At 70.7% G+C, this 16,442-nt stretch carries 12 protein-coding genes, 1 tRNA gene and 1 pseudogene; 6 read left to right on the forward strand and 8 right to left on the reverse strand.

What is annotated here, in order from left to right; translation table 11 throughout:
- Positions 1-14: 14 nt before the first annotated feature.
- The 7 genes and pseudogenes from AB0F40_RS16355 to iolC all read right to left on the reverse strand — a co-directional run.
- Positions 15-848: an ATP-binding cassette domain-containing protein gene (locus AB0F40_RS16355; RefSeq protein ID WP_357469455.1), complete on the reverse strand. Its 834-nt coding sequence runs from the start codon at positions 846-848 to the stop codon at positions 15-17.
- On the reverse strand, positions 845-1,906 hold the full coding sequence (locus AB0F40_RS16360) for an ABC transporter permease (protein ID WP_357469458.1): 1,062 nt from the start codon (positions 1,904-1,906) through the stop codon (positions 845-847). Before AB0F40_RS16360 ends, AB0F40_RS16355 begins: the two co-directional genes overlap by 4 nt.
- Complete coding sequence (locus AB0F40_RS16365) at positions 1,906-2,886, reverse strand: substrate-binding domain-containing protein (protein WP_357469461.1); 981 nt, start codon at positions 2,884-2,886, stop codon at positions 1,906-1,908. The genes AB0F40_RS16360 and AB0F40_RS16365 overlap by 1 nt, the downstream gene beginning before the upstream one ends.
- A gap of 99 nt (positions 2,887-2,985) precedes the next feature.
- Complete coding sequence (locus AB0F40_RS16370; RefSeq protein WP_357469464.1) at positions 2,986-4,488, reverse strand: CoA-acylating methylmalonate-semialdehyde dehydrogenase; 1,503 nt, start codon at positions 4,486-4,488, stop codon at positions 2,986-2,988.
- 79 nt (positions 4,489-4,567) lie between these two features.
- Positions 4,568-6,511 carry a 3D-(3,5/4)-trihydroxycyclohexane-1,2-dione acylhydrolase (decyclizing) gene (gene iolD, locus AB0F40_RS16375; RefSeq protein WP_357469467.1) on the reverse strand — a complete coding sequence of 648 codons (1,944 nt, stop codon included), beginning with the start codon at positions 6,509-6,511 and terminating at the stop codon, positions 4,568-4,570.
- On the reverse strand, positions 6,508-7,509 hold the full coding sequence (gene iolB, locus AB0F40_RS16380; protein WP_357469470.1) for a 5-deoxy-glucuronate isomerase: 1,002 nt from the start codon (positions 7,507-7,509) through the stop codon (positions 6,508-6,510). Before iolB ends, iolD begins: the two co-directional genes overlap by 4 nt.
- A 923-nt stretch (positions 7,510-8,432) precedes the next feature.
- Positions 8,433-9,389, reverse strand: a pseudogene (gene iolC / locus AB0F40_RS16385) (5-dehydro-2-deoxygluconokinase); the annotation flags it as partial.
- 176 nt (positions 9,390-9,565) lie between these two features.
- Here iolC and AB0F40_RS16390 point away from each other — a divergent pair.
- The 4 genes from AB0F40_RS16390 (at position 9,566) to AB0F40_RS16405 (ending at position 13,006) form a co-directional block, all read left to right on the forward strand.
- A complete protein-coding gene (locus AB0F40_RS16390) occupies positions 9,566-10,303 on the forward strand; it encodes a GntR family transcriptional regulator (RefSeq protein WP_357469473.1) in 738 nt (245 codons plus the stop codon).
- Positions 10,304-10,466: 163 nt separating this feature from the next.
- Positions 10,467-11,576, forward strand: a complete 1,110-nt coding sequence (locus AB0F40_RS16395) for a transaldolase family protein (RefSeq protein WP_357469477.1) — start codon at positions 10,467-10,469, stop codon at positions 11,574-11,576.
- Between the two features lie 105 nt (positions 11,577-11,681).
- Positions 11,682-11,752: transfer RNA gene (locus AB0F40_RS16400), tRNA-Gly, on the forward strand.
- 804 nt (positions 11,753-12,556) lie between these two features.
- The gene (locus tag AB0F40_RS16405; RefSeq protein ID WP_357469480.1) at positions 12,557-13,006 is read left to right on the forward strand and encodes a hypothetical protein; all 450 of its coding nucleotides are present in this window, start codon (positions 12,557-12,559) and stop codon (positions 13,004-13,006) included.
- A gap of 30 nt (positions 13,007-13,036) precedes the next feature.
- Here the strand turns inward: AB0F40_RS16405 and AB0F40_RS16410 are convergent, their stop codons facing one another.
- Entirely contained in the window at positions 13,037-13,480 is a 444-nt protein-coding gene (locus AB0F40_RS16410; RefSeq protein WP_357469483.1) for a hypothetical protein, read from the reverse strand.
- A gap of 119 nt (positions 13,481-13,599) precedes the next feature.
- On the opposite strand from AB0F40_RS16410, the gene AB0F40_RS16415 reads away from it, so the two are divergent.
- Positions 13,600-14,511 carry an ABC transporter ATP-binding protein gene (locus tag AB0F40_RS16415; protein WP_357469486.1) on the forward strand — a complete coding sequence of 304 codons (912 nt, stop codon included), beginning with the start codon at positions 13,600-13,602 and terminating at the stop codon, positions 14,509-14,511.
- Positions 14,508-16,049 (forward strand): ABC transporter permease, encoded by a 1,542-nt coding sequence (locus AB0F40_RS16420; protein ID WP_357469489.1) that lies wholly within the window; start codon positions 14,508-14,510, stop codon positions 16,047-16,049. Before AB0F40_RS16415 ends, AB0F40_RS16420 begins: the two co-directional genes overlap by 4 nt.
- Positions 16,050-16,442 lie beyond the last annotated feature (393 nt).

Raw genomic sequence — 16,442 nt, forward strand, 5'->3', positions numbered from 1 at the left:
GGTCATGTCTCGGGTCATGCCTCGGCGGCCCGGACGTCGGCGATGAGCGAGCCGTCGCCGCCCGCCTGCTCCAGCTCGTGCGCCAGCTCCTCGAGCTCGGCGCCGCCGGCCATCTGCGACGTCAGCTCGTCGAGCGTCACGTCCTTCTTCTCGTGGTACCCGAGGGGGCGGCCCCGCTTGAGCAGCAGGAACCGGTCGCCGACGGGGTAGGCGTGGTGCGGGTTGTGGGTGATGAAGACGACGCCGAGCCCCCGGTCGCGCGCCCGCAGCACGTAGCGCAGCACGACGCCCGACTGCTTGACGCCGAGCGCGGCGGTGGGTTCGTCGAGGATGAGCACGCGGGCGCCGAAGTGGACGGCGCGTGCGATCGCGACGCACTGCCGCTCGCCGCCCGAGAGCTGGTGGATCGGCTGGTTCACGTCCCGCAGGTCGATGCCCATGTCGAGCAGCTCCTGCTTGGCGATCCGCTGCATCTGCTTGACGTCGAGGATGCGGGCCGGGCCTCTCCCCCTGGTCAGCTCGGAGCCGAGGAAGAAGTTGCGCCACACGGGCATGAGCGGCACCACCGCGAGATCCTGGTAGACGGCGGCGATGCCGAGGTCGAGGGCCTCGCGCGGCGAGGCGAGCGTCCGCTCCTCGCCGTGGATCTCCAGCACGCCGTCGGAGTGCTGGTGGCGGCCGGCGATGATCTTGATCAGCGTGGACTTGCCCGCGCCGTTGTCGCCGAGCACGCACGTGACGCTGCCCGCCTCGACGTCGAGGTCGACGTCCTTGAGGGCGAGGATGTTGCCGTACCGCTTGCCTACCCCGCGCATCCGGACGAGGGAGTCGCCTGTCGTGGTGCTCATCGCTGCTCCGCCCGCTTCTTGACGACGAGGTTGACGATGGTGGCCACGAGCAGCATGAGTCCGAGGAAGAACTTGAACCAGTCGGGGTTCCACTGCGCGTAGACGATGCCCTTGTTGACCATGCCGAAGATGAGCGCGCCGAGGGCGCCGCCGACCGCCGAGCCGTAGCCGCCGGTCAGCAGGCACCCGCCGATCACCGCGGCGATGATGTAGAGGAACTCGTTGCCCACGCCCTCGCCGGACTGCACGGTGCCGAACGCGAACAGGTTGTGCATGCCGAGCAGCCACGCGCACAGCCCGACGCCCATGAACAGGCCGATCTTGGTGCGCACGACGGGGACGCCCACCGCGGAGGCCGCCAGGTCGTCCCCGCCCGCGGCGAAGATCCAGTTGCCGACGCGCGTGCGGACCAGCAGGTGGGTGGCGATCACGACGAGGGCCAGCCAGAACAGGACCGTCACGTCCCAGCGCACGCCGAGGAAGCTGATCTTGGCGGCGAACAGCGAGCGCGCGGACTCGAACCCGTCCATCGCCGCGATCGACGGGCTCGACACCCCGCCGGCCACGAGCCGCGTCACGCCGAGGTTGACCCCGGTGATCATCAGGAAGGTCGCGAGCGTGACGATGAAGGAGGGCAGCCTGGTCACGATCAGCAGGTAGCCGTTGAGGAACCCGAGCCCGAGCGACACGACGAGGGCCACACCGACGCCCACCCACACGTTGGTGCCGAAGAACCAGGAGAACTGGGCGGCGGTCAGTGCCGAGAACACGACGGCGACGCCGGTGGACAGGTCGAACTCGCCGCCGATCATGAGCAGCGAGACGCCGACCGCCATGATGCCGATGGTCGACGCCCCGTACAGCACCGTCGCGACCGACGAGAGCTGCGTGAAGACCGGGGCGACGGTGGCGAAGAACGCGAAGACGGCGACGGCACCGACGACGGCGCCCATCTCGGGCCGCGCGAGCAGCCTCGCGACCACCGAGCGACGCGCGAGGCGCTCGTCGGCGGGCGGTGGCGACGCCGCCTCCCGCGACGGGCTGGTGTCCGCGACCATCAGCGGATGCCGTCCTTGGCACCCGTGAGGACGTCGGCCGCGTTGTCCTTGTCGATGATCGCCGGGCCGGTGAAGACCGGCTGGCCGCCGCCGAGCACGAAGCCGCCGTTGTTCTGCAGCCACAGCGACTCGATGGCGATGTACCCCTGCAGGTAGGGCTGCTGGTCGACGGTGGCGAGCACCTCGCCGTCGGCCACCGCCTGGGCGAGTTCGGCGTTCAGGTCGAACGAGGCGACCTTCGCCTCGGACCCGGTCTCCGCCACCGCGTCGACGATGGTGAGCGTGAAGGGCGCACCGAGGCCGATGATGACGTCGGCGTCGGCCGTGGACTGGAGCTTGGCGGTGACCGTCGAGCGCACCTGCGTCATGTCGGTGCCCTGCACGTACAGCACCTCGGTGTCGGGGACCTTCTCCTTCACCCCGGCGCAGCGCGCCTCCAGACCGACGTTGCCCTGCTCGTGGATCACGCAGATCGGGTGCGTGAAGTCCTGCTCGGTGAGCAGGTCGCCGAGCGCCTCGCCGGCGAGCCCGTCGTCCTGGCCGATGAACGTGAACGCGCCGTAGTCGAGCGCGTCCTCCATGCCGCCGTTGAAGCCGACGACGGGGATGTCGGCGTCGACGGCGTTCTGCGTGACGCCCTGGAGCGCCTCACCCTTGGAGAAGGTCAGTGCCAGCCCGTCCGTCCCCTGGTCGATCGCCTGCTGGGCGAGCTGGCTCTGCCGTGCGGCGTCCGGGTCCCCCGAGTACTGCAGGTCGACGCCGTACCGTTCGGCCGCGGCCTCCGCGCCCCGGCGGGCGATGTCCCAGAACGTGTCCCCCGGCGCGGCGTGGGTGACCATCACCGCGGTCATGGTCTTCTCGGCGGCGGCAGCGGGAGCGGCGTCGTCCTCCTGCTGCCGCCCACCCTCCGAGCAGGCGGTGAGGAACAGCGCCAGCACGCCGCCGAGGGCGAGCGCACGGACGAGGGGTGATCTGTTCACGAGCTGGACTCCTTGTGTCACGTCGTTGTGAAGGATCTGCGTGGCCCACGCTACCGCTGCCGGAGCCTATGTCAAGACATATTGACTACCGGTCAAACCCTACTTCTGCGAGTCGCCGGAGAAGTGGAACGAGGCGTCGCCACGCTGCTCGCGGTGCGGCCACCGCTGTGTGACGACCTTGCCGCGCGTGTAGAACGCGATGCCCTCGGGGCCGTAGACGTGGCTCTCGCCGAACAGGGAGTCCTTCCACCCGCCGAACGAGTGCCAGGCGACCGGGACCGGGACAGGCACGTTGACCCCGATCATGCCGACCTTCACGCCACGCTGGAAGGTACGGGCGGCCTCGCCCGAGCTCGTGAACACGGCGGTGCCGTTGCCGTAGGGATTCGCGTTGATCACGTCGATCGCCCCGGCCAGGCCGGACACGCGCACGACGTCGATCACCGGCCCGAAGACCTCCTCGCGGTAGACCTCGTGCTCGGGGGCGACGTGATCGATGACCGTCGGGCCGACGAAGAAGCCACTCTCGTAGCCCGGCACGCTGGGCCCACGGCCGTCGACCACGAGCTCGGCGCCGTCGCGCTCGGCGGAGCCGATGAGGCCCTCGATGCGCTCCTTCGCAGCGGCCGTGATGACGGGACCCATGTCGGCCCCGGGCTGGTCGCCGGCCGTGACCCTGACCGCGCGGGCCTTCGCCGCGAGCTTCTCGACGAGCGCGTCGGCCACCGAGTCCTCGACGACAGCCACCGAGATCGCCATGCACCGTTCGCCCGCCGCGCCGAAGGCCGCGGCGGTCAGGTGGTTCACCGCGTCGTCTAGGTCGGCGTCGGCCAGCACGACGCCGTGGTTCTTCGCGCCGCCGAGCGCCTGGACGCGCTTGCCCTGCGCCGACGCCGTCGCGTGGACGTACCTGGCGATCGGGGTCGAGCCGACGAACGAGACGGCAGCGACCTCGTCGTGGTGCAGGATCGCGTCCACCACCTCCTTGTCGCCCTGGACGACGTTGAACACGCCGTCGGGCAGCCCGGCCCGCTGCCACAGGTCGGCCAGGAACAGCGAGGCCGACGGGTCGCGCTCGGACGGCTTGAGCACGAACGCGTTGCCCGTGGCGATCGCCATGGGGCTCATCCACAGCGGCACCATGACGGGGAAGTTGAACGGCGTGATGCCCGCGACCACCCCGAGCGGTTCCCGGAACGAGAAGACGTCGACGCCGGTCGCGGCCTGGTCCGAGTACTCCCCCTTGAGGAGGTGCGGCAGCCCGCACGCGAACTCCACGACCTCCAGGCCGCGGCCCACCTCGCCCGCGGCGTCGGACACGACCTTGCCGTGCTCCCGGCTGACCAGCCGCGCCAGCTCGTCGGTGTGCGCGGCGAGCAGCTCGCGGAACCGGAACAGCACCGCGGCGCGCTTGCCGAGCGAGTACCGCGACCAGGTCTCGAAGGCCTCGGCGGCCGAGGCGACCGCACGGTCGACGTCGGCGGCCGTTCCGAGCCCGAGGCGCGCGATCTCGGCGCCCGTCGCGGGGTTGAAGACGGGCTGGGTGCGCTCGCCGGAGGGCTCGACCGGTTTGCCGTGGATCCAGTGGGTGATCAGGGACATCAGCTACCTCGCTCGTGCTGGGTGGGGTCGGTCGAGTCGGTCGGGTCCGGCGGTTCGGTGGGGTCGGCGGGGCGCGGCGTCACAGGTAGTGCCGCCGCGCGGCGCCGCCCGCCTCGTACTCGGCGCGTGCGGTACGGGTGCTGGCCAGGGTGGAGACCTCGCTCACGGGCACGTCCCACCAGCTCGACGACGGCGGATTCGGCCCCTGGAGGTCGGTCTCGACGTGGATGAGGGTCGCGGCGTCCGAGGCGACGGCGGTGCGGAAAGCCGCGCGAAAGTCCTCGACGCTCTTGGCGACCAGCACGTCGACGCCGAAGCTCTCGGCGTTGCGCACCAGGTCGAGGGGCACGTCGTCGCCGTCGAGCAGGCCGGTCTCGGGATTGCGCATCTGGTACCTGGTGCCGAAGCGCTGCGAGCCGTGCGACTCCGACAACGCCCCGATCGAGGCGAACCCGTGGTTCTGCAGCAGCACCACGATCACCTTGACGCGTTCCGAGACGATGGTCGCGAGCTCCTGCGGGAGCATCTGGTAGGTGCCGTCGCCCACGATCGCCACCACCTCCCGGCCGGGCGCCGCGAGTTTCGCGCCCATGGCCGCCGGGATCTCGTAGCCCATGCAGGAGTAGCCGTACTCCAGGTGGTACTGCGACGGCGTCCGCGCCCGCCACAGCGCCTGCAGGTCACCCGGCATCGAGCCGGCGGCGTTGATGACGATGTCCTCGTCGCCCATCAGCTCGTTGAGCGCCCCGAAGATCTCGGTCTGGGCGGGCAGCGGGCCGTGGCCCAGGTGGTAGCAGCGTTCGGTGACCTCCTGCCAGTCGGCCACGCGCCGTGTGACATCGGCCCGGTACTCGGCGTCCGTGTCGTGGCCCGCCAGGGCCTCGGTGAGCGCGGCGAGCCCCTCGCGGGCGTCGGCGACCAGCATCTGGGCCGAGTGCTTGGCTGCGTCGAACGCGGCGACATTGAGGTTGACGAACCGCACGCCCGGGCCACGGAAGGCGGTATGGCTGGCCGTCGTGAAGTCCGTGTAGCGGGTGCCGACACCGATGACGACGTCGGCGGTGGCCGCGAGCGCGTTGGCTGCGGCGTTGCCGGTGGCGCCCACTCCCCCGACGGCGAGCGGGTGGTCCCAGGGGATGGCGCCCTTGCCTGCCTGCGTGTCGGCGACGGGGATGCCGGTCGCGGTGGCGAAGGCGCGCAGCGCCTCGCTCGCCCCGGAGTAGACGACGCCGCCGCCCGCGACCACGAGCGGCCGCTTGGCGGAGCGGATCACCTCGACGGCGCGGGCCAGCGCGGCGGGCTCCGGGACCGGGCGCGCGACGTGCCACACGCGGTCGCGGAAGAACTCGACGGGCCAGTCGTAGGCCTCGGCCTGCACGTCCTGCGGGAGGCAGATCGTGACGGCGCCGGTCTCGGCGGGGTCGGTCAGCACGCGCATGGCGGCGGGCGCGCTGGACAGGAGCTGCTCGGGCCGCCAGATCCGGTCGAAGTACCGCGACACCGGGCGGAACGCGTCGTTGACCGTCACGTCGGGGCCGCCGGGGTGCTCGAGCTGCTGCAGCACCGGGTCCGGGAGCCGGCCGGCGAAGACGTCGGAGGGCAGCAGCAGCACGGGGATCCGGTCGATGGTCGCCAGGGCGGCGCCGGTGATCATGTTGGTCGAGCCGGGGCCGATCGACGCGGTGCACGCGAAGGTCTGCAGCCGCTCCTTGGTACGGGCGTAGCCGACGGCGGCGTGCACCATCCCCTGCTCGTTGCGGGCCAGCAGGTAGGGCAGCTCGTCGGCTCCGGTCTCGCCCACCGGTACGCCGGACTCGGCGGCCTCGACGTGCGCCTGCAGCAGCCCCTGCCCGAACCCTGCGACGTTGCCGTGCCCGAAGATGCCGAACGCGCCGGCGAACAGCCGCTGGGTCACACCGTCGCGCTCGGTGTGCTGGTGCGCGAGGAAGCGGACCAGGGCCTGACCGACCGTGAGGCGGACGGTGGCGCCGGGGCTGGGGACCGTGCTGGTGGTGGTGCTCACGTGGGCTCCTCGGTGAGATCCGTGGTCGGGTTCGTGGTGGGCGCGGGGGTCGCACCCAGCGGGAGACGCGGGTCGACGGGCTCCGACTCCCACGTCCCGCGCACCCAGTGGTGGGCCGGGTCGTCGACGGACAGCCAGGTGCCGTCGTCGGCCGGGCCGGCCATGACGTTGAGGTAGTACAGGTCGTAGCCCGGAGCCGCGGCGGACGGCCCGTGGTACCCGTGCGGGACCAGCACGGTGTCGCCGGTGCGGACCTCGGCCAGCACGTCGATCGGCCGGTCCGCCGTTCCGTACACCTGGTGGTGCGCGAGCCCAGGGCCGGCTGGCCCGTCGGCCACCTCGAAGTAGTAGATCTCCTCCAGCTCACGTTCCTCGTGGCCGGGGACGTCGCTGTGCACGTCGTGCTTGTGCGGCGGGTAGCTGGACCAGTTGCCGCCAGGGGTGAGCACCTCGCACACCAGGATGCGGTCGACGTCGACGGCGGTGCCGATCGTGTAGTTGTGCACCTGGCGGCTGGCCCGGCCGGCGCCACGCAGGTCGACCGGCACCTCGCTCGCCCGCAGCACCTGCACGGGCAGCGCCCGGCCGGCGCGCGCGGTGCCGATCGCCACCCTGGCGTCCGCGCCGTCGGGGGCGTCCCCGCCGTCTGGGGCGTCCCCGCCGTCTGGGGCGTCTGCGCCGTCGGGTCGCAGCGTGACCGTCGAGCCGACGGGCAGGTAGGCGACGTCCGCCGGGCCGGCGAAGACGCTCTCGCGGCCGGTCAGCCGCAGGTCGTGCCGTCGGCCGTCGGGGTCCGTCACGTCCAGGCGCAGGCTGCCGCGCAGCGGTACGACGACCGCTTCGTCGGCCGTGAGCTCCAGGTCGAGGTGCCCGCCCGGGGCGATCTCGTGGACCAGGAGGCCGCTGTAGCCCCAGCCGGCCCGCTCGGGGGTCACCTCGGCGACCGGGCCGCCGGTGCGCGGGTCTGGGACGCCGGCTCTGCGGATCAGATCGTTCACAGCAGGGTCACCGCCTCGTCCACGGCCGCCGCGACGTCGCCGTTCGGCGGATACAGCAGCGACCTGCCGATCACCAGGCCGCGCACCGTCGGCAGGGCGAGCGCCTTGGCCCAGCCGGCCATGGCGGCGTCCTGGTCACCACTGACCTCCCCGCCGAGGATGAGCGCGGGCAGGGTCGACGCCGACAGGACCCGCTCCATGTCCTCCACGACGGGCAGCTTGAGCCACGTGTAGGCGGAGGTGCGGCCCAGGCCGGACGCGACCGCGATGGCGCGCATCACCGCATCGGGGGTCAGGTCGTTGCCCACGCGCCCGTCGACCCGCCGGGAGATGAACGGCTCGACCATCGCCACGAGGCCGCGGTCGGCGAGCTCGTCGACGGCGCGGGCGCTCGCCTCCAGCGTGACGACGGAGGCGGGGTCCTGCGGGTCGATGCGCAGCAGCATCTTGCCGCCGTCCAGGCCCGCCTCGGCGATGCCGCGGGCGTCGTAGCCGGTGAAGCGGTCGTCCAGCTCGAACGATGAACCGGCCAGGCCGCCGCGGTTCATCGACCCGTAGACCAGCTTGCCATCCAGCGCGCCCATCGCGGCCAGCTCCTCGACCAGGTCGGCGGTACCGAGGAAGCCCCCGACGCCCGGCCGCCCCAGCGCGATCGCCGTCCGGCGCAGGAGGTCGCGCCGGTCGGCCATCGCCATGGGGTCGCCGCCCACGGCCACTGCGCCGCGCGCCGGATGGTCGGCGGCGATGACGAGGAACCGCTCGCCCGGGACCGAGCCCGGGTGCCGCGGCCGGGCGAGGAGCCGCTCGCGCAGCGCCCGCGGGTCGCTCAGCCGCAGCTCGGCGACGTCGTCCACGGTCAGGGCGGGTGCGGTCGCACGCTCGCGGACCTGGACGGAGGCACCGGTCCCCTGCGCGGGCACCCTGCCCGTGGCCAGCAGGTGCTCGACCTCGGCGACCGTCGGCATCGACGTCGAGCACTCCAGCCGCGCGGCCACGATGGCGCCGGCGGCGTTGGCGAACCTGAGCGTCCGCTCGAGCGACCAGCCCTGCAGCAGCCCGTGGCACAGCGACCCGCCGAAGCCGTCGCCGGCGCCGAGCCCGTTGACGACGTCGACGGCGACCGGCGGCACGACCACCCGTTCGTCGCGGGTCTTGGCCAGCACCCCGCGGGGCCCCTGCTTGACCACCGCCAGCTCGACGCCGGTGGCCAGCAGCGCGTCGGCGGCCCGGTCGGGGTCCTTCTCGCCGACGGCGACGAAGCATTCCTCCCGGTTGCCCACGGCTATCGTCACGTGCGGCAGCACCGCACGGATCTGCTCGCGTGCCGCCTCGGCGTCGGGCCAGAACATCGGGCGGTAGTCCAGGTCGAGCACGGTGTGGCCGGACCGGCCGCGCGCGGCGAGGGCCGCGAGGTGCGCCGACCGGCTGGGCTCCTGGCTCAGGCCGGTGCTGGTGAGCCAGAACAGGCGAGCCGACCTGACGGCTTCGATGTCGACGTCCTGCGGCGTGACCCGCAGGTCGGGGGCCGACGGCGACCGGTAGAACCAGAGCGGGAAGTCGTCGGGCGGGAAGATCTCGCAGAACGTGACGGGGGTGTGCAGCTCGGGCACCACGACGACATGCTGGTCGTCGACCCCGAACGCGCGGAGCTCGCGGCGTACGTACCGGCCGAAGGGGTCCTCCCCCACGCCGGTGACGAGAGCGGTGGCACAGCCCAGCCGGGCGGCGGCGACCGCGACGTTCGTCGGGCTTCCCCCGAGGTACTTGCCGAAGGACTGCACGTCCTCCAGCCCGACACCGCTCTGCAGCGGGTACAGGTCGACCCCGGTGCGGCCGATCGCGAGCACGTCCGGCGCCCAGGCGTCGTCGCGTCCTGTCATGCTGCCTCATCCCCATCGTCGCGGATCCGCCCGCACCACCCGTGCGGCAGGTATCTCGACCCTGCCTTCGACGCGCTCTCCTGTCAATACTTTGTCCTGACATTTGAACATCCCGTCCTCAGGACCACCGGCGGCTAGACTTTCGCCGACAAGAAGACCCTGAGGAGGAGCTCCCCGTGCCCCAGACGCTGCGTATCGACCTCGACCGGTCGAGCCCGGTGCCCCTGTACCACCAGGTCGCCACAGCTATCGACGCAGCGATCGAGGACGGGCGGATGCAGCCCGGCGAGTTCCTCGAGAACGAGGTGGCACTGGCAGCGCGCCTCGGCATCTCGCGCCCCACCGCGCGCCAGGCGCTGCAGGACCTGGTCGAGCGCGGGCGCCTGGTGCGTCAGCGCGGCGTCGGCACGCATGTGGCCCCCGCGCGCGTACGCCGGCCCGTCGAGCTGACGAGCCTGCACGACGACCTGTCGAAGTCCGGCCGCAAGCCCAGCACCGAGGTGCTCGAGCATCGGACCGTGCCCGCGAGCGCCGAGGTCGCAGAGGCGCTCGAGCTGCCGGAAGGCACGGAGGTGGTCATGATCCGCCGCCTGCGCCTGGCCGACGGCGAGCCGCTGGCCGTGCTCACCAACTACGTTCCGCCGAGCATCGCTCCCGGCGCCGAGGAGCTCGCGACGAGCGGGCTGTACGACCTGCTGCGTTCGCGCGGCGCCAAGCCCAAGGTCGCGCGGCAGCGCATCGGGGCCCGCTCGGCGACGGCGGCAGAGGCCCGCACGCTGAACGAGAAGCCGCGGGCGGCGCTGCTGACCATGGAGCGCACCGCGTACGACGACAACGGCCGTGGTATCGAGTTCGGGCAGCACATCTACCGTGCGTCCCGGTACATGTTCGACACCATGCTGTTCGCGAGCTGACCGCCCGGTTGTTCCCGAACTGGCATCGGCCTCCCGATCTTTGTCCTGACATTCGGTTGACAGGTTGCCTGGACGCACTGTCGAATGGGGCCACGCCGAACCCTGCGACGAAGCGGGCTCGGGTGCGGACGCGCACCGTCGGCCTACGCCTCCGGAGGATCTCGTGACCCAGACGCTCGACACCGCCGCCACCGACGGCGCCGCCGGGGAGTCCCCCCTGGCGCGCATGACGCGGGAGCACCCGCGGACCGCCCTCTGGAACGACTCAGCAGACCCGGAGCAGCTCGGCCGCGCGATCGCCTGGGGCGCCGTCGGCGCGACCTGCAACCCGGTGATCGCGCTCGCGGCGATCGAGGCGGACCTGCCGCGCTGGACGTCCCGGCTGCGCACCCTCGCGGACGAGCGGCCCACCGCCACCGAGTCGGAGCTCGGCTGGCTGGTGGTCCAGGAGCTGAGCGTCGAGGCGGCCCGCCTGCTGCTGCCGGCCTTCGAGGAGTCCGGCGGCCGGAACGGGCGGCTCTCGATCCAGACCGATCCGCGCCTCCACCGGGACCCCGCTGCCCTGGTGCGCCAGGCGGAGCAGTTCGCCGCCCTGGCCCCGAACATCATCGTGAAGATTCCGGCGACCCAGGTCGGCGTCGAGGCGATCGAGGAAGCGACCTACCGCGGCATCAGCGTCAACGCGACGGTCTCGTTCACCGTTGCGCAGGCCGTGGCCGTCGCCGAGGCCGTCGAGCGCGGTCTCGTCCGCCGCGAGCGCGCGGGACTGCCGGTCGAGGAGATCGGCGCCGTCGCGACCATCATGGTCGGCCGGCTCGACGACTGGCTCAAGATCGTCGCGGCGCGTGAGGGCCTGCTCCTCCCGCCGGGAGTGCTCGACTGGGCCGGTGTGGCTGCTCTGAAGAATGCGTACCGGATCTTCCAGGAGCGGGGCTATCGCACGCGAGTGCTGTCTGCGGCGTTCCGGACGCACCTGCACCTGTCGGAGCTGGTTGGTGGTGACCTCGTGATCTCGCCGCCGTTCGAGTGGCAGGAGTCGATCAATCGGAACGGGTTGGCCCTGCCGTCTCGTATCGACTCGCCTGTGGATCCTGAGATCCTCGACGCGCTCACGCGGGCGCTGCCGGACTTCCGGGCTGCTTACGAGCCTGATGGGCTGGCGGCTGGGGAGTTCGCAGGGTTCGGTCCGTCGCGGCGGACGCTGCGGCAGTTCCTCGAGGCGGATGCGCAGCTAGATGCGCTGGTGCGGGACGTGCTGGTTCCTGCGCCGTGAGGTGTGGCCGGTGCGGAGCGGTGGTGTTCGGCGGGGGACGGCGGGGTCGACGAGGTACTGATGTTTGCTAGTGTGTTCACCGCACCGCGCATCGCGCGCGGTCGTGCGGGCGTAGCTCAATGGTAGAGCTCTAGTCTTCCAAACTAATTACGCGGGTTCGATTCCCGTCGCCCGCTCGCCATGCGAGAGCGCAGGTCAGAGCAGGTTTCTGGCTTGCGCTCTTCGCACTCCCGGAGGCATGGAAGGCACTCTCCGTGCCCTATCGTGCCCTTGGTTGGTAACGACTGGGGCTGGAGCGGAGTTACCCGATGCCCGCCTCACCCACGGTCATAGACACTCACCCGGGCCTTCCGGGCACAACTGCGGGTATGAAGACGCGACGACGCGGCCGCCGCGCCGCGTACGGCAACATCCGCGAGACCGCCCCGGACGCTGGCAGGCCCGCTACACGGGTCCCGACGGTCGTCGACGGCCGGTCGGCACCTTCGACAAGTACGAGCATGCAAACGCCGCCCTGGCCAAGGTTCTCGCCGATGTTCACCGCGGCACGATCGCGAGCCGGAGACCGGTGATGTCCCGCTGCGCGAGTACGCCCGGACCTGGCTCTCGATCCGCGAGCTCAAGCCGACCACCCGCGACGGCTACATAGACCTCCTGGATCGGTGGATCCTCGCGGCGCTCGACGTGCCTGGCACGATCGAGCGAGATGCTGCCCGGCTGCGGGAAGCCGGGATCCCCCTTGAGATGATCATGGGTGTTCGAGGCGGATACCGGATCGCCGCCAGAGACCAGGACTGCCAGGTGCGGCTGTCGCCCGGCGAGGTCTCGGCGCTTCTTGCCGCCCTCGTCTCGATCGGGTCATGCAGCTCAGCCACCGCGCAGAGCGCGTTCGGAAAGCTCACCGCTGCCCTCGCACCAGACAACGATCCGCCCGGAACACCGCCATATCCTTGGCGGCGTTCGCCACTAGGGTCGAAGACATGAGCCAGACCGATCCCGAGATCGACTACTATCTGACCCGCTACGCAGCCACCCTGACCGCCTTCGATTCCAAGGCCGCCGCCGACCTGTGGACCACGCCGGGGATGATCCTCGACGACCGCTTCGCCGGCGTCGTCGAGGACCGCGCGACCATGGCTCAGGGCCTTGAACAGTCCTACCCGCTGTACCGAGAGCTCGGCCTGGCCTCAGTCAGCCATGAATGCCTCAAGGTCGAGGACCTGACTGACGCCATCAAACTGGTACAGGTGCGCTGGCTCTTCCTGGACGCCGACGGGAATCAGCTCACCGACAGCAACGCGTACTACATCGTTCGCCGCGACGTCGACGGCCTTCACGCGTGCGTCTGCATCCAGACCGACGACGCCGAGAAGCTCCAGACCCTTGCCACCGAACGCGGCATCGATCTCTCCCAGTTCACCCACGACTAAGCGGCCCCCTTCCTGCAGCGCGGAGCGGGCTCAGCGCGTGGAACGCCATTGCTCCACGAGTGCGGGGAGCTGTGCACGGAGGAACGCGAAGAAGTCAGCCGTCTCGGTCAGGCGGGCGGTAGCTCGCTCGTCGTGAACGGCACGAGCACCTTCGTTGAGGATCGCTTCCAGTGCGCGCAGGTTGTCGTTCTGGCTGACGGTCGCTGTCACCCAGGCGTCCGGCCGGACCTCGTAGACGAGCTGTCGGTCGCTGCGGCGGACGGTGTCCACGAGGCCCAGGGTGCGGAGCATCTTGGCGCCGTTCGAGATTGCCGACGGTCCCACTCCGAGTCTCGTCGACAGCTCGGCGGCAGTGAGCGTCCCGTCAGGCGTAGCCATGAGGTCGGCGAACATCCGTGCCGACATCCGCGGCCATCCCGAGCGGGAGAGCAGCTCGGCAAACCGGTCGACGAACTTCTCGGTGCTGTCTGTCACTGGGTCCTCCCTGCGTCCTCCCTGCACACCGCCGTGCGCGACGGCACGGCGTCCTCCTGGTGAGGAGCCAGGTTACACGCAGTTCACAGAGTTCACGTAATCTGTGTAGTGTGTGAATTATGGCTCCAGTCATCCACCTCAATGGTGTGTCCAAATCATTCGGCCGCGTGCCTGCCCTCGACGGTCTCGATCTGACCGTAAACCAGGGTGAGGTGCACGGTCTGCTCGGCCCCAACGGGGCGGGCAAGTCCACCACTATCCGCGTCCTGCTCGGCATGCTGCGCGCTGACGGCGGCACTGCTCGCGTCCTGGGCCAGGACCCTTGGTCGGACCCGGTCGGCGTACGTCGCCGACTCGCGTACGTACCCGGCGACGTGAGCCTGTGGCCGAGCCTCACCGGTGGAGAGGTGGTCGACCTGCTCGCACGCATGCACGGCACCTCCAACAGGGCACGGCGTGACGACCTGATCGAACGGTTCGAGCTGGACCCCGCCAAGAAGTCCCGGACGTACTCCAAGGGCAACCGGCAGAAGGTCGGCCTGATCTCAGCGTTCAGTCTCGAGGCGGACCTGCTGATCCTCGACGAACCCACCTCCGGCCTGGACCCCCTCATGGAGGAGGTCTTCAAGCAGTGCGTGCGCGAGGCGCACGACGCCGGTACGACGGTCCTGCTGTCCAGCCACATCCTCTCGGAGGTCGAACAGCTCTGTGAACGGGTCAGCATCGTCCGGGCCGGCACGGTCGTCGACACCGGCTCGCTCGGCCAGCTGCGCGCCCACGCCGCAACGGTCGTGGGCGCCGTGCTCTCCACACCACCGACCGGTCTGGACGGCGTCGCCGGGGTGCAGGACGTCACCGTCGACGGCGCCCGGGTGACGGTCACGACCACCCAGTACGACGAGCTGATGACCCGGCTGGCCGGATTCGGCATCGAGTCGCTCACGGTCAACCCTCCGACCCTGGAGGACCTGTTCCTGCACTACTACCAGTCGACCGAGCACGGGACAGCCAAGAAGGAGACCGTGCGATGAGCGCGCTACCCGGCACCGCACCGATGCTCGCCGTGACCGTTCGGCGCGAACGCGTTCACGCGCCGGTCTGGTATGGGCTCGTCGCGCTCGTGCTCGTCGCCGTCGGCGCGGGCATCGTCGGCACCTACCCGACCGAGCTCGCCCGCGCCGAGCTCGCGCAGATCGTCAACGCCGACGCCGGCGAGCTGTTCCTGATCGGGCCGATGACGAGCACCGGCATCGGCGGCCTCGTCGTCTGGCGCATCCAAGGCATCGCGGCGATCCTGATCGGCCTTGCGTCCACCTTCGTCGTCATCCGCAACACCCGCACCTCTGAGGAGGACGGCACGATCGAGCTGCTGGGAACCGCCGCGATCGGCCGCGCGGCACCGCTGAACGCGGCACTCCTGGTCGCGGCCGCCGGGTCGCTCGGCGCCGGTCTGATCGTCACGAGCGGGCTGGCCGCACTGGGCGCCGAGACCGGGGGAAGCGTGCTCGCCGGCGCCCAGGTCGTCGTCACCGGTCTGTTCTTCGCGGGCATCGCCGGCCTTGTCGGACAGGTCGTCCGCACCGGTCGCGGCGCGACGAGCCTGAGCGTCATCGTCCTGGCGGCCCTGTACCTGGTTCGCGGGGCCGTCGACGCGTCCGGTGGCTCGCCATGGCTGTCGCCCCTCGGCTGGATCGCCGCAGCCCGGCCCTTCGCGCAGAACAACGTCATCGCACTACTGCCCGGCCTCGCACTAGCTGTCGGTGCAGCACTCCTCAGTCTTCGCATCGCAGCAGGCCGAGACTTCGGTGCCGGTCTCCTGCCGGACCGCGCCGGTCGCACCCAAGCATCGCCCACGCTGCGCGGACCGTTCTCCCTGGCGCTGCGAATCAGCCGAGGCACGATCATCGGCTGGAGCATCGGCTCGATGGTGGTCGGGCTGCTCATCGGAATCGTGGCATCGACCGTGGACCAGCAAGCCGACCTCCAGCTCGGCGGAACCGGCGCCGGCCTGGCGAACGTCGCGCTCTACCTGGCGCCCGAGGTCATCACCGTCCTCGGGCTGGTCACAGTGCTTCGGCTGCGCGGCGAGGTCGCCAGCGGACGAGCCGAAGCACTCCTCGCGCACCCCGTACGACGCAGCCGCTGGCTGCTCGCCCACACCACCACCGCAGCTATTGCGAGCCTCGCGGCACTGCTCGGATTCGGCCTGGGCATCGGCCTCGGGATCGCACAAGGCGACGGCTACGAAGTCCTCGCATGGACGTGGGGCGCCATCGTCCGCGCGCCCGCTGTGTGGATTCTGATCGCCGTGGTGACCGCCGTCCTTGCGACCACACCGCGCTTCGCCGCGGCGACGGGCTTCACCTTGCTCGCGCTGTTGCTCGCGCTCGAATTCGGTGTCGAGCTACGGCTCCTGCCACCCGAGGCGTTCTACGCCTCACCCTTCGCTCTTGTCCCTCAACTGCCCGACGGCCCAGGAAACCTCACCTTCACAACACTCCTGCTCGCGCTCACCGCGGCTCTGCTCGCGCTCAGCCTGCGAAGGATTCGTCACCTCGACATCCACTGATCCTTCCGCGGCAGTGCCTACTCGGCACCTTGATTTGAGCTGCCGGGTCGGTACGGCGAAGTGGAATGTCACCCACGGTCCTTAGAGACAGCCGGTTGTGTCGAAGACGTCGAATGGTCGTCTCGAAGTGGCCGGATCCGCGCACGCCTGTGGCGGCTGGCTGAGCAAGTGACGTTGGACGCGAGCGGAACTGCGTGGCGGGAGCGTAATGACAGGTGTCGCAGGCCAGACTGGCTACGTGCCTGGACCCGACGATGCAGTGCCCGCACGCAGCGAGGCAACGCTGTCCAATGCTGATCGGGACTGCCCCAGGAACGGTTGACACGTCTTCTTTGATGAGTCAGGCCGCGAGGGCCAGGGTCTGGTCAGCGTAGACGGTCTCGAACTCGATTG

Origin of the sequence: Promicromonospora sp. NPDC023987, from assembly GCF_040639055.1 — a bacterium.
In the GTDB taxonomy this organism is placed as follows: Bacteria; Actinomycetota; Actinomycetes; order Actinomycetales; family Cellulomonadaceae; genus Promicromonospora.

What these genes read in the sequence shown, in the direction of transcription:
- AB0F40_RS16405 (WP_357469480.1), top strand. Translation starts at nt 12,557, where the DNA reads ATGAGCCAGACCGATCCCGAGATCGACTACTATCTGACCCGCTACGCA.
- AB0F40_RS16415 (WP_357469486.1), top strand. Translation starts at nt 13,600, where the DNA reads ATGGCTCCAGTCATCCACCTCAATGGTGTGTCCAAATCATTCGGCCGC.
- AB0F40_RS16370 (WP_357469464.1), bottom strand. Translation starts at nt 4,488, where the DNA reads ATGTCCCTGATCACCCACTGGATCCACGGCAAACCGGTCGAGCCCTCC.
- AB0F40_RS16355 (WP_357469455.1), bottom strand. Translation starts at nt 848, where the DNA reads ATGAGCACCACGACAGGCGACTCCCTCGTCCGGATGCGCGGGGTAGGC.
- AB0F40_RS16420 (WP_357469489.1), top strand. Translation starts at nt 14,508, where the DNA reads ATGAGCGCGCTACCCGGCACCGCACCGATGCTCGCCGTGACCGTTCGG.
- AB0F40_RS16360 (WP_357469458.1), bottom strand. Translation starts at nt 1,906, where the DNA reads ATGGTCGCGGACACCAGCCCGTCGCGGGAGGCGGCGTCGCCACCGCCC.